General features: G+C 73.4%; 11 protein-coding genes and 1 pseudogene. 5 read left to right on the top strand and 7 right to left on the bottom strand.

Features of this window, described 5'->3' with window-relative positions:
* Positions 1-20: 20 nt before the first annotated feature.
* Both ACGFW5_RS22070 and ACGFW5_RS22065 read right to left on the bottom strand, forming a co-directional pair.
* The gene (locus ACGFW5_RS22070; RefSeq protein ID WP_393835980.1) at positions 21-1,340 is read right to left on the bottom strand and encodes a deoxyguanosinetriphosphate triphosphohydrolase; all 1,320 of its coding nucleotides are present in this window, start codon (positions 1,338-1,340) and stop codon (positions 21-23) included.
* A gap of 68 nt (positions 1,341-1,408) precedes the next feature.
* On the bottom strand, positions 1,409-2,209 hold the full coding sequence (locus ACGFW5_RS22065) for a sirohydrochlorin chelatase (RefSeq protein ID WP_393835979.1): 801 nt from the start codon (positions 2,207-2,209) through the stop codon (positions 1,409-1,411).
* Between the two features lie 487 nt (positions 2,210-2,696).
* Between ACGFW5_RS22065 and ACGFW5_RS22060 the strand changes: the two genes are divergently transcribed.
* Both ACGFW5_RS22060 and ACGFW5_RS22055 read left to right on the top strand, forming a co-directional pair.
* Positions 2,697-3,377, top strand: a complete 681-nt coding sequence (locus ACGFW5_RS22060; protein ID WP_393835978.1) for a vancomycin high temperature exclusion protein — start codon at positions 2,697-2,699, stop codon at positions 3,375-3,377.
* 209 nt (positions 3,378-3,586) lie between these two features.
* On the top strand, positions 3,587-5,698 hold the full coding sequence (locus ACGFW5_RS22055) for a molybdopterin oxidoreductase family protein (protein ID WP_393835977.1): 2,112 nt from the start codon (positions 3,587-3,589) through the stop codon (positions 5,696-5,698).
* Here ACGFW5_RS22055 and ACGFW5_RS22050 read toward each other — a convergent pair.
* The 3 genes from ACGFW5_RS22050 to ACGFW5_RS22040 all read right to left on the bottom strand — a co-directional run bounded on the left by ACGFW5_RS22050 (position 5,652) and on the right by ACGFW5_RS22040 (position 7,471).
* Positions 5,652-6,110, bottom strand: coding sequence for a gamma-glutamylcyclotransferase family protein (locus ACGFW5_RS22050; protein WP_393836070.1), 459 nt, complete (start codon positions 6,108-6,110; stop codon positions 5,652-5,654). The two genes, ACGFW5_RS22055 and ACGFW5_RS22050, sit on opposite strands and share 47 nt — an antisense overlap.
* Positions 6,107-6,424 carry a divalent-cation tolerance protein CutA gene (gene cutA / locus ACGFW5_RS22045; RefSeq protein WP_393836069.1) on the bottom strand — a complete coding sequence of 106 codons (318 nt, stop codon included), beginning with the start codon at positions 6,422-6,424 and terminating at the stop codon, positions 6,107-6,109. The genes ACGFW5_RS22050 and cutA overlap by 4 nt, the downstream gene beginning before the upstream one ends.
* 447 nt (positions 6,425-6,871) lie before the next feature.
* Entirely contained in the window at positions 6,872-7,471 is a 600-nt protein-coding gene (locus tag ACGFW5_RS22040; RefSeq protein ID WP_393835976.1) for an NADPH-dependent FMN reductase, read from the bottom strand.
* A 69-nt stretch (positions 7,472-7,540) separates the two neighbouring features.
* On the opposite strand from ACGFW5_RS22040, the gene ACGFW5_RS22035 reads away from it, so the two are divergent.
* The 3 genes and pseudogenes from ACGFW5_RS22035 to ACGFW5_RS22025 all read left to right on the top strand — a co-directional run.
* On the top strand, positions 7,541-8,329 hold the full coding sequence (locus tag ACGFW5_RS22035; RefSeq protein WP_393835975.1) for an aminotransferase class IV: 789 nt from the start codon (positions 7,541-7,543) through the stop codon (positions 8,327-8,329).
* Between the two features lie 116 nt (positions 8,330-8,445).
* Positions 8,446-9,222, top strand: coding sequence for a hypothetical protein (locus ACGFW5_RS22030; protein ID WP_393835974.1), 777 nt, complete (start codon positions 8,446-8,448; stop codon positions 9,220-9,222).
* A gap of 45 nt (positions 9,223-9,267) precedes the next feature.
* Positions 9,268-9,912: pseudogene (locus tag ACGFW5_RS22025) on the top strand (class F sortase); the annotation flags it as partial.
* Between the two features lie 316 nt (positions 9,913-10,228).
* On the opposite strand, the gene ACGFW5_RS22020 reads toward ACGFW5_RS22025, so the two are convergent.
* Entirely contained in the window at positions 10,229-10,882 is a 654-nt protein-coding gene (locus ACGFW5_RS22020; RefSeq protein ID WP_393836068.1) for a response regulator, read from the bottom strand.
* Between the two features lie 133 nt (positions 10,883-11,015).
* On the bottom strand, positions 11,016-12,320 hold the full coding sequence (locus ACGFW5_RS22015; protein WP_393835973.1) for a sensor domain-containing protein: 1,305 nt from the start codon (positions 12,318-12,320) through the stop codon (positions 11,016-11,018).
* Positions 12,321-12,339: the final 19 nt, after the last annotated feature.

Here is a 12,339-nt window from a genome sequence, read left to right as displayed (position 1 = left end):
GGACGCCGGGTCGGCCTGGATTACCGGTGGTGAACGGTGAGTCTGGAGTGAAGCGAGCGTGCCGCCGCGTCGGTGAGCGAGGAGATCTGGTCGACGATCACACGCTTCCGCGCGCGGTCGTCGCCGGCCTCCTCGTACAGTGCGCGGAACTGCGGGTCGAGCCCTTCACCAGGGGCACGGGCGGTCAGCGCGTCGGCGAGCTCGGCCAGCACGACGCGCTGGTCGGCACGGAGCCGTTCCTGCTCGTCGCGCTGCATGACGTAACGGTCGGCCACCGCCTTCAGCACGGCGCATTCATTGCGGGCGGCACGCGGCACGACCAGTTCCGCGCCGTACCGGGTGAGGTGCCCGGTGCCGAAGGCGGCGCGGGTGGCGCTCTCGGCGGCCAGGCAGAACCGGCCGATGAGCTGGCTCGTGGCGTCTTTCAGGCGGGCCTGGGAGACCGCCGAGCCGTCGTAGACGTGCGGCCACCACTCCTGCGCCATGAGCCGCGCCAGGGCGTCGGCCAGCTCCTGCGGGTCGGTGTCCTCGGGCACGTACCGGCCGATGGCGACGCGCCAGATGTCGCTCCGCTCGGTGGCGGACAGCAGCGCGCCGGGGTCGATGTGACCGGCGTGCAGACCGTCCTCGAAGTCGTGCACCGAGTACGCCACGTCGTCGGACCAGTCCATGACCTGGGCCTCGAAACACTTGCGGTAGGGCGCGGCGCCCTGTCTGACCCAGGCGAAGACCGGCAGGTCGTCCTCGTAGACACCGAACTTCACCGACGCCGGGTCGCTGGGGTGGCCGCCGCGCGCCCAGGGGTACTTGGTGGCGGCGTCCAGGGCGGCACGGGTCAGGTTGAGCCCGACGCTGACGGGCTCCCCCGTCACCGTCGAACGCACGAAACGCTTCGGTTCGAGACGGGTGAGCAGCCGCAGCGACTGGGCGTTGCCCTCGAAGCCGCCGATGTCCTTGGCGAACTCGTTGAGCGCCTGCTCGCCGTTGTGCCCGAACGGCGGGTGCCCCATGTCGTGGGCGAGGCAGGCGGCTTCGACGAGGTCCGGGTCGCAGCCGAGCGCGGCGCCCAGCTCGCGGCCCACCTGCGCGCACTCCAGGGAGTGCGTCAGCCGGGTCCGCGGGCTCGCGTCCCACGCCTGCACCGCGCTGTCCCCCGCTCGCGCGGAGCCGAGGACGCGGGGGAGCGAGCCGGGCGTGACGACCTGCGTCTTGCCGGACAGACGGCGCAGCGCCCCCGAGTGCAGCACGCGTGCGCGGTCACGCTGGAAGGCGGTGCGGCCGGGCCGCTTGTCGGGCTCGGCGGCCCAGCGTTCTGTGTCGGCCTCGGCGTAGAACTCCATGCCCCGACAGTAAACGCCAGACAGGGACAAGTGGGCTCAAGGGGGCGTCGAGGCTCGCCCTTGACCGCTCAGACCGCGACGCGTGCCGGGACGCCTGCCGCGACCGGGCACGGGCCGCCGACGGCCGGCGTCCGCGCCAACGCCTGTGCGTAGCGGTGCAGTACGAGCCTGGCCATCGCCGGATGCGCCCCCATGGGCGCGGCCGCGAGCCACGGCGCCTGTGCCGCGCTCTGCGCCGCGAAACGTCCCGGAGCGGTGAAATACGAGGCGATCGCGACCCGGTGCCTGCCGCGCGCGGCGAGTGCGCGCAGCGCCTCGGGCACGCTGGGCGAGGCGGCCGATGCGTATGCGGCCAGCACCGGCACGCCGAGGCGTTCGCCGAGCAGCCGCGCCGTGCGGCGCGTGTCGAGAGCCGATGCGGGGTCGCGGGACCCGGCGGCGGCCAGCACGACCGCGCTCTGCCGCGCGGCATGCGGGTCGAGCCGCCAGCCCGCCTCGACGAGCCGCCCGTGCAGCGCCTCGACCAGCAGCGGATGCGGGCCGAGCGGCGCCGCGACACGGGCACGCACCTGGCCGCCCGCGGCGGCCAGGGCCTGCGGAATGTCGTACGTGACGTGGTGGCCGCGCCCCAGCAGCAGCGGCACGAGGACGGCATCGCCCCGCAGTTCGGCCAGCGTGTCGGGCAGCAGCGGCCGGTCTATCTCGATGTGCCCGAGCCGGACATCGAGATCCGGCCGCACCGCGCGGACCCGGTCCACAAGCGCGCCGACCGTCCGCAGCGCACCGGGGTCCCGGCTGCCGTGCGCGACGGCGACGAGGACGGGCCGTCCCCCCACCGTGTCTGTCGAATGCTGCCGCTGCTCCGCCATCCCCCGATCGTGCCGCCCCCACATTGCGGGACCGTTGCGCCCCGGTCACGAGCAACATCACGTGCGTGCCCAAGCCACCACGAACAAGAAAGGGCCCCCGCCCAGCCATCCAGGGGCGCGAGGAACTGCGCGAGAAGCGACCACAACCGCCGGACGAAAGCGGGTGAGGGGCGCGAGGAACTGCGCGAAAAGCGACCACAACCGCCAGCCGAAAGCGGATCAGGGGCGCGAGGAACTGCGCAAAAAACGACCACAACCGCCGGCCGAAAGCGGGTGAGGGGCGCGGGGAACTGCGCGAGCGACCCCGCACGATCAGTGGCCGAAATCGGGGCCAAGGACGCGAGGGATACCCAAGCGGAGCGACCCCGCCGCACGCAATGTCACAAAGCTGTACGCACCCGGCGTACGGCGAACCACGACCGTGCCCCGCCGCGTCCATCCCGCCGTACACCGAAACCGAAGGCGATCCGATCAGCAGGGGGACCCCGTGCCGCGCATCCGATGGAAGCGACCGCGCCTGCCGCGCACCCGCGCGGGACGGCGGCGCCTGGTGCGGGGCGTGGTCGCCGGGTGCGTGCTGGCGCTCGCGCCCGCCACCTGGCTGTACACGAGCACCGGCAACCGCATCGGCACGGTCGCCGACGCCCCGTCGTCCGGGGTGGCCGTGGTGTTCGGAGCCGGCCTGTGGAACGGCGAGCCCTCGCCCTATCTCGCCGGCCGACTCGACGCGGCCGTGCGGCTCTACCGGGCGGGCAAGGTGAAGGCGGTCCTGGTGACCGGGGACAACAGCCGCACCGACTACGACGAGCCCGACGCGATGCGCGGCTACCTCGTGCGCCACGGCGTGCCGGATACGAGCGTGGTCAGCGATTTCGCGGGGTTCGACACCTGGGATTCCTGCGTGCGGGCCAAGAAGGTGTTCGGGGTGGACCGGGCCGTCCTGGTCAGCCAGGGCTTCCACATCCGGCGCGCGGTGGCGCTGTGCGAAGCCGCGGGCGTGCGCTCCTACGGGGTCGGTGTGGACGCCACGCACAACGTGACCTGGTACTACGGCGGCGCCCGCGAGGTGTTCGCCGCGGGGAAGGCTCTGCTGGACGTGGTGTTCAAGCCCGACCCCACCTTCCTCGGCCCCAAAGAACCCGGGGTGGCCAGGGCCCTGGCGGACTGAGACGGCACATGGCGGCCCCGGGGCGGCAAGGGCCCTGCCGGGCCGAGGCGGCACATGGCGGCCCCGGGGTGGCAAGGGCCCTGCCGGGCCGAGGCGGCGCATGGGCGGCCCGTCCTCACCGTGCGGCTCCGGCCGCGATGAGGGCATGGCACCGGGCACGTAACCGCCGGGCGGAGGCGGGCGTAACACGCGCACCGCAGCCTGGGCGCATGCTCACCGACTCCCCCGCGCCCTCCCCCGTGACCGCCACCCACTGCCCGTACTGCTCACTCCAGTGCGGCATGGGCCTGCGGACGGCGAGCGGTGCGCAGGGCGGTCTCGAAGTGGTTCCGCGCGACTTCCCGGTGAACCGGGGCGCGCTGTGCGGCAAGGGGAGTTCCGCGCCCGCGCTGCTCTCGCGGGGCCTGCGCCTGACCGAGCCGCTGATCCGCCGCGCCTCCGGCAGACTGGAGCCGGCCGGCTGGCAGGAAGCACTCGCGCTGATCGCCGGGCGGCTCGGCTCGGTCCGCGAGGAGCGCGGCGCGGACGCGGTCGGGGTGTTCGGCGGCGGCGGTCTGACCAATGAGAAGGCGTACGCGCTCGGAAAGTTCGCCCGGGTGGTGCTCGGGACCTCGCAGATCGACTACAACGGGCGGTTCTGCATGTCGTCGGCGGCCGCCGCGCACCAGAGGGCGTTCGGGCTCGACCGGGGTCTGCCGTTCCCGCTGGAGGACGTGGCGCGGACCGGCTGTGTGATCCTGGCGGGCTCGAACCTGGCCGAGACCATGCCGCCCGCGGTGCGCCACCTGAGGGAACTGCGCGAGAACGGCGGCACGTTGATCGTAATCGACCCGCGCAGGACGCGGACGGCCGAGCAGGCCGATCTGCATCTGGCACCCCGCCCGGGCACCGATCTCGCCCTCGCGCTCGGCCTGCTGCACCTGGTGGTGGCCCAGGGCCGCGCCGACGAGGCGTTCATCGCCGAGCGCACCACGGGCTGGGAGGCGGCGCGCACCGCGGTGATGGCGCACTGGCCGGAGCTCGTGGAGAAGATCACCGGGGTGCCGGTGCCCCAACTACGGGCTGCCGTCGACCTGTTCTGCGACGCGCCGGACGGCATGGTGCTGACCGCGCGCGGCGCCGAGCAGCACGCCACGGGCACCGACACGGTGGGCGCGTGGATCAACTTCTGTCTCGCGACCGGCCGGGCGGGACGCCCGCTGTCCGGGTACGGCTGCCTCACCGGCCAGGGCAACGGCCAGGGCGGCCGTGAACACGGCCAGAAGGCCGACCAGTTGCCCGGCTACCGCAAGCTGACCGACCCCGCGGCGCGCGCCCATGTGGCCGGAGTGTGGGGCGTGGAAGCGGACGCGCTCCCGGGCCCCGGGCGCAGCGCGTACGAACTCCTCGACGCGCTCGGCGGCGAGGTGCGGGCGCTGCTCGTGATGGGTTCGAACCCGGTCGTCTCGGCGCCGCGCGCGGCCCATGTCGAGTCCAGGCTCCGCTCGTTGGACTTCCTCGCCGTCGCGGACGTGGTCCTCTCGGAGACCGCCGAGCTCGCGGACGTGGTGCTGCCGGTGACCCAGTGGGCGGAGGAGACCGGCACGATGACCAACCTGGAGGGCCGGGTGCTGCTGCGGCGCGCCGCGCTCGCCCCGCCGGACGGCGTACGCAGCGACCTGTCCGTCCTCAACTCCCTTGCTGAGCTCATGAGTTGCCCGCGTACGGCCGAGGGGTTCCCGGCGGACCCCGAGGAGGTGTTCGCGGAGCTGCGCCTGGCGTCGGCGGGCGGGCCCGCAGATTATCGCGGCATCAGCTACGACCGGATCGAGGCCGAGGACGGCGTGTTCTGGCCCTGCCCCGACGAGGGCCATCCGGGCACGCCCCGGCTGTTCCTCGACCGGTTCGCGACGGCGGACGGCCGGGCCCGCTTCGTGGAGGTCACCCATCGCGGCCCCGACGAGGAGACCGACGCGGAGTATCCGGTGGTGCTCACCACGGGCCGGGTGCTCGCGCAGTACCAGTCGGGCGCGCAGACCCGGCGGGTCCCCGAACTCAACGCGGCGGCCCCCGGCGCCTTCGTCGAGATGCACCCCCTGCTGGCCGGCCGGATCGGCGTGGCGGACGGCGACGCGGTGACGGTGACATCGCGGCGCGGCCACGCCACGGCCCCGGCCCGCGTCACCGCGGCGATCCGCTCGGACACGGTGTTCATGCCGTTCCACTGGGCGGGCGAGGGCCGGGCCAACAACCTCACGAACCCGGCGCTCGACCCGGTGTCGAAGATGCCCGAGTTCAAGGCGTGCGCGGTACGGGTGGAGCGGGCCGGAGCGGCCGGCTGAGCCAGTCGCCGCCCGGGATCGGGGTGCCGCACGCGAGGAGTTCACGGGCGAGGCGGGGTGCGGCGAGGTAGACCCAGGACCGTACGCGTCGCCCGTCCACGGCCACCTCGCACGCCACCCGGTCGTAGAGATTGCGGGGATGCCCGGGACCGTAGTACTCCTCCAACTCGTCGAGCTCGGCCCGCAGTTCGAGGTGCCGGGCCGGGCCGGTCTCGATGAGGGCGCCGGTGACGGTGCCGACGCCGGCCAGGGCGTAGGGGTATCCGGGGCCGTCGTACAGGACGGCCCCGGACAGCAGCGCGGGGCGCTCGGACACCGTACGGCCGTGCAGGAAACGCCGGTGGTGGCGCTGCCCGGGGCGCAGTGTGCCGTACACGAAGAAGGGGAGCGGCGGCTCGTCGGCGGGGGTCATCGGGCGGCCGTCCGGGAAGTGATCCACGCCAGGTATGCCGGGCTTCCGGCCACCACGGGGGTCGCGATGATCTCGGGCGTCTCGTAGTCGTGGGCGGCCAGGAGGTGACGTTCGAGCGCTGGGTAGCGGGCGGCCGTGGTCTTGAAGAGCACCTGCCACTCCCGCGCCGTCTCGATGGCGCCCGCCCAGTGGTAGACGGAGGTGACGGGTCCCGCGATCTGCGCGCAGGCGGCGAGGCGCGCCTCCACCGCACCACGGGCGAGCGCCGCCGCCTTGTCCTCGCTGTCGGTCGTGGTCTGCACGGTCAGCGTCATGTCGGGCGTCGTCACGGCTTCCTCCCTCGGTTGAGCGGCGACACGCCACCGGCCGCACCGCGAGAGCCGCCGAACCGTACCGCGCCGCACAGATGCTCCCACGGCGCGGCGCGGCGCGACGCGGCCCGGGCGGGGAGCCGGGGCCGGGATCCCGGGGAGCCGGGGGCGGGGGGCCGGGGAGCCGGGGGCGGGGGGCCGGGGGCGGGGGGCCGGGGGCGGGGGGCCGGGGGCGGGGGGCCGGGGGCGGGGGGCCGGGGCGGGGGGCCCGGGGAGCGGCGCGGGGCCGCGGACCCCGGTTCGGGAGCTGCTGCCCCCGAGCCGTCAGCACGGGCCGGGGGAAACCAGACCTTGCCGGCCCCGCCCCCGCCCCTGCCCGCACGCCACACGCGCCACACGCGTCACGCACGTCATGCATGTCATGCACGTCATGCACGTCATGCACGTCACTCAACTCGCGTACGGGCGTGTCCTCTTGGCGTCCCGGAGGGCCAGCGCCCACCACGCCACCTGGTCGAGCATCTTCTTCACGGCCGCGTCGGCCTGCAAGGGCTCGCGGTGCTCGCCGTCCTCGTCGAAGAGGCCCTGCGCCTGGTGGAAACTGACCGTGTCCCGCACCGTCACCGCGTGCAGCTCGGCGAAGACCTGCCGCAGCTGTTCGACGGCGCGCAGGCCGCCGGAGATCCCGCCGTAGGAGACGAAGCCGACGGGCTTGGCCTGCCACTGCGCGAAGTGCCAGTCGATCACGTTCTTCAGCGAGGCGGGGAAGGAGTGGTTGTATTCGGGGGTGATGACGACGAACGCGTCCGCGTCCGCCAACTTCGGTGTGATCAGGGCGAGTTGCGCGGCGACGGCGGGCGACGGATCACGCGAGAGAGTGGTCGGCAGCTCCACGTCGGCAAGATCGACCACGTCGATGTCCAGACCCTGGTGTTCGCGGGCCCGGGCAAGGAACCAGTCGGCGACGACCGGCGCGAACCGGCCCTCGCGGTTGGAGGCGACGACCACGGTGAGCTTGAGAGCAGCCTGTCCGGCTGTGGTGATGTCCATGCCGAGAAGGATTCAACCTCAAGTTCGCTTGAGGTCAAGCCCGGTCGTGGGCGAACTATCTTGTGGCCCATGACACTTCCGTACGTCGAGATCGACGGCCGCCCCGCCGATGCCGAGACCCTGCTCGTCCCGGCCCTGACCGGCGGCTACGGCCACTTCACCGCGATGCAGGTGCGCGACGGACGGGTCCGTGGGCTGGCCCATCACCTGACCCGGCTCGACCGGGCCACCCGCGAGCTGTTCGGACCCGGCATGGACGGCGGCCGGATCCGCTCGCTGGTCGCGCAGGCCCTCGACGGCGCCGGCACGTCCGACGCGGCCGTACGCGTCTACGTGTACGGGCCTGCCGACGCTCCCACCCCCATGGTCGTCGTGAACGAGCCCGTCGACATGCCGTCCGACGCACAGTCCCTGCTCTCCGTGCCGTACGAGCGGCCGGTCGCCCACCTCAAACACCTCGGCGGCTTCGCACAGGCCTACTACGGCCGGCTCGCACGCCGCCAGGGCTTCACCGAGGCCCTGCTGACCGGCCCCGGCGGCGTCGTCGCGGAGGGCGCCATCACCAACATCGCGTTCTGGGACGGCACATCGGTGGTCTGGCCCGACCGGCCCGCGCTGCTCGGCGTCACCAAGGCGGTGCTCGAACCAAGGCTCGCCGCCTACCACCTGAAGTCGGTGCACCGCCAGGTCACCCTGGCCGGGCTCGACGCGTACAGCGCGGCGTTCGTCACCAATGCGCGCGGCATCGCCCCGGTGGGCCGGATCGACGAGCGGGAGTTCGCGGTCGACGCGGAGCTGATGAAAGTGGTGTGGCGGGCGTTCGAGGAGTCACCCTGGGATGTGATTCACCCGCAGTGACGGGCCACCCGTACGGCCCGCCCCACGTCACCCTTTCGCCCCCCGCCGAGGGGCGGCGCGCCCGGTGCGCCTCTTAGGTCGAAGGCAGAAGCTCCTGCCACGCCCACGGAGGACCCATGCGTACTGCCCGACTCCTGACGAGCGCCCTGCTGGCCGGCGGCGCCGTGCTGGGCCCGGCGGGTTCGCTCGCGTACGCCGACGTCCAGCCCGGCGGTTCCCTCGAACTGTGGCCGACGAGTGCGCCGCCCGGCGCCACGGTGACCGCCAACACCACCGCCTGCGGGCCGGCAGGGCACGGCACGGGTGACGCGAACGCGGTGGGCGCGGGCGACTTCCCGATGACGGCCTCCCCGCCCAAGGACGCACTGGCCGGGCAGTTCGAGGTCGCCCCGCACGCCAGACCCGGCTCGTTCCGCATCGGTGTGAGGTGCGAGAACGGCAAGGTTGTCGAGGCCCGGCTGACGGTCACCGGCGCCGGTGAGGGTGCCGGCGCCGCCGGCACCGAGCGTGGCATCGGCACACCCTGGGACCGCAAGGACCAGCAGGGCCACGACAAGCCCTGGAACCCGAACGACCAGCAGAACCAGCAGAACCAGCAGGACCACGGCAAGACGTGGGACCCGAACCCGAAGGGCCAGCACGGCCGTGACAAGCCGTGGGACCCGAAGGACCAGCACGGGCGTGACAAACCGTGGGACGTGAAGGACGGGCAGGGCCACGACAAGCCCTGGGAGGGCAACGACCCGCACGGTCACGTCAAGACCGGTGCCGGCGGCAGCATCCGCCCCGACACCACCGAGATCGCGGTGGGCGCGGCGGTACTGGCCGCGGCCGCCGTGGGCGGCACCTGGCTGCTGCGTCGCCGGGCGAGCGGCACGCAGGGCCGGGGCTGACCGCCCTTGTCGGCGGGGGCCGCGCGGCGCAACGCGGGCTGGCTGATGGTGATCGCCGCGTTCGTCGGGCTCTGGTTGATCGAGCGGGGCCTGGAGACCGTGGAGCCTCCCCAGCCGTCGGCGGCCGAGGCCTTCGCTTCGGGTCCGGCGGGGACGGCGGGGCGCGGCGGTATCGCGGCCGACTCCCCGTCCGGCTCCGCGGACCGGCCCGCGACGGAACTCCCGCCCCCCGACGGCCTGCCCGCCTCCGAACCCGTACGGATCAAGATCCCCACGATCGGCGTGGACGCGCCCGTGATGCGGCTCGGCCTTGGCCCCGACCGGAGCCTCGACGTGCCGCCGCCCGGCGAAACGGACAGAGCGGGCTGGTACAAGGACGGCACCGCGCCGGGCGCCCGGGGCACCTCCGTGATGGCGGGACACGTCGACGACGCGCACGGCCCCGCCGTCTTCTACGCACTCGGCGCGCTGAAGAAGGGAAACCGGGTCGAGGTCACCCGCAGGGACGGACTGACCGCGGTGTTCGACGTCGACGCCGTCGAGGTGTACGAGAACGACGCGTTCCCCGACACCAAGGTGTACGGGGCGGCCACGCGCCCCGAACTCCGCCTGATCACCTGCGGCGGCGGCTTCACAAAGAAAACCGGCTACCGAGGCAACGTGGTCGCCTTCGCCCATCTGACGGGGGTCGTGCGGGGGGCCGCGGGGGCGGGTTCCGGTTCGGGTTCGGCGGATTCGGTTGCGGCGGGCTCGGGTGTGGGTGCGGGTTCGGGTGCGGCGGGGGCGGCGGGCGTGGGTGCGGGTTCGACGGGCGTGCGTGCGGGTTCGACGGGGGCGGGTGCGGGTTCGACGGGGGCGGGTGCAGCGGGTGCGGAGGCGGCCCCGGCGCGTGCGGGTGCGGGTGCGGCGGAGGCGGGTGCGGCCGGGGCGACGGCGGGGGCGGGCACGGGGGCGGGTGAGCCCGGTTGAACACGGCCGTGGTCAATGACCGCCCGCCCGCCCGATGTCAGCTGCCTGCCCGGTCCAGGTAGCGCAGAACCGCCAGCACCCGTCGGTGGCCCGCTTCCGATGGGGGCAGGTCCAGCTTGGTGAAGATGTTCGCGATGTGTTTCTCCACCGCCCGCTCCGACACCCCGAACGAGTCGGCGATGGCATGGTTGGTGCGGCCCTCCGCCATCAGACCCAGCACCTCCCGCTCGCGCGGCGTGAGGGCGTCCAGCGCCGCGGCCCGTCGGCTCGCGCCGAACAGTTGGGCCACCACCTCCGGGTCCAGCGCGGTGCCGCCCGCAGCCACCCGTTCGAGTGCGTTCACGAACTCGCCGATGTCCACGACCCGTTCCTTGAGCAGATAGCCCACCCCCGCCCCGCCGTCGCCGATGAGCTGCGCCGCGTACTTGGTCTCCACGTACTGCGAGAAGATCAGCACCCCGGTGCCCGGTGCCGTGCGGCGGATCTCCACGGCCGCGCGCAGACCGTCGTCGGTCTGGGTCGGCGGCAGTCTGATGTCCACCACTGCCGCGTCGGGCCGGTGTTCGGCGACCGCGGCGAGCAGCGCCTGCGCGTCCGCCACCGCGGCCACCACCTCCACACCGCGCATCTCCAGGAGCTGGACGAGTCCGTCGCGCAGGATCGAGGAGTCCTCGGCGATGACGACGCGCATACGGTGACCCATTCGTTGTCGGTACCAGCCCCGATGTCGGCGCGGCGCCGACGGCCGGCTGCCGACTGCCCGACCGGGCTGGTGCTTGCTGGTGCTGGTGCTGGTGCTGGTGACGTTACTGGTCGGGCTCCGCTTATCTGAAGGGCAGCACCACGCTCACCACCGTAGGCCCCCCGGCCGGGCTGTTGCAGGTCAGTGAGCCGTCGACGGTACGCACCCGGGCCCGCAGGCCGGCCAGTCCGCTGCCCGCGCCCACCACCGCTCCCCCTCGCCCGTCGTCCTCGACGACGAGCAGCAGGATCCGTGCCGCGCCGGTCACGGTGACCTTCACCTGTGAAGCCCCGCTGTGCTTGGCCGCGTTGGCGAGCAGTTCGGCCGTGCAGAAGTACGCGATGGACTCGATCGCGGGGCTCGGTCTTCCCTCGATGCCGCACCACACCCGCACGGGCAGTGCGCTGTCCGCCGCGAGGGTCGCCAGCGCGGTGTCCAGACCTTGGTCGAGCACGGGCGGATGGATGCCTTTGACGAGATGACGCAGGTCGGCGACGGCCTGCTTGGCATTGCTCTGGGCGGTCTCGACAACGCTCAGGATGCGGTCCTGGTCGGCGCCGCCCGCCACCAGTTCACGAATCATCGTGAGGTGCATGCCCAGGCCCACCATGCGGGCCTGGGTGCCGTCGTGCAGGTCGCGTTCGATGCGGCGCAAGGTTGCCGCCGCGTCGTCGACGGCCTGCGCCCGGGTCTCCTCCAGGGTCCGGATCCGCTGGTCCGCCCGGTCGGGCCCCAGCAACGCCGTGAGCAGCATCCGGTGCGGGGTGAGCGCATGACGGTCGAGCCACGGCGCCACGTACAGGAGGAGCAGACCGAGGGCGAAGGGCGCCAGCCACCGCGGCCAGCTGTCGAACTCCACTCCCCCCACCTCCATTCCCACCCGCCGCATGGAACCGTCGGGCTCACTGATCGTGAAGTAGTTCCAGCGCTTGAGTACCGGATACAGGCTCAGCAGCACGCCGTTCACGAAACCGATGTAGACCGCTAGCAGGGGCAGCAGCGCCGTCAGCGGTGCGGTCAGGGCGCAGCACACCGCCCGCCATCCGGCCCTGCCTCCCAGCACGGAGCGCCGCCAGTCGAACGCTCCCCCGGCCTCCGCGCGCGGCGGCGGTTCGATCTCCAGCCCCAACAGGCGCAAAGCCAGGCCGCCTTGGAGGCCGCCGAGCGCCAGCGCCCCGCGGACACCGGCGGCCAGGAGCCAGAGCCCCGGCGCCGTCCACGACAGCGCCGCGCCGGCCAGCAGCACCCCGGCGACCGCGACAAGGCCCACGAGGCCCAGGGGCAGCGCGAGCAGCGAGTAGAGCGCGGCTCGTATCACCGGGCCCAGCCGGTCCCGCCGGTAGGGGAACGCGAACTCCACGGAACGCGCCAGGCGCAGACGGTGCATGGGAACAACCTAGGCCCGC

It is taken from the genome of Streptomyces sp. NPDC048416 (assembly GCF_043200435.1).
Classification (GTDB): Bacteria; Actinomycetota; Actinomycetes; order Streptomycetales; family Streptomycetaceae; genus Streptomyces.
Note: the sequence above shows the minus strand (reverse complement) of the source record. Positions and strands in the feature narration are given on the sequence as shown.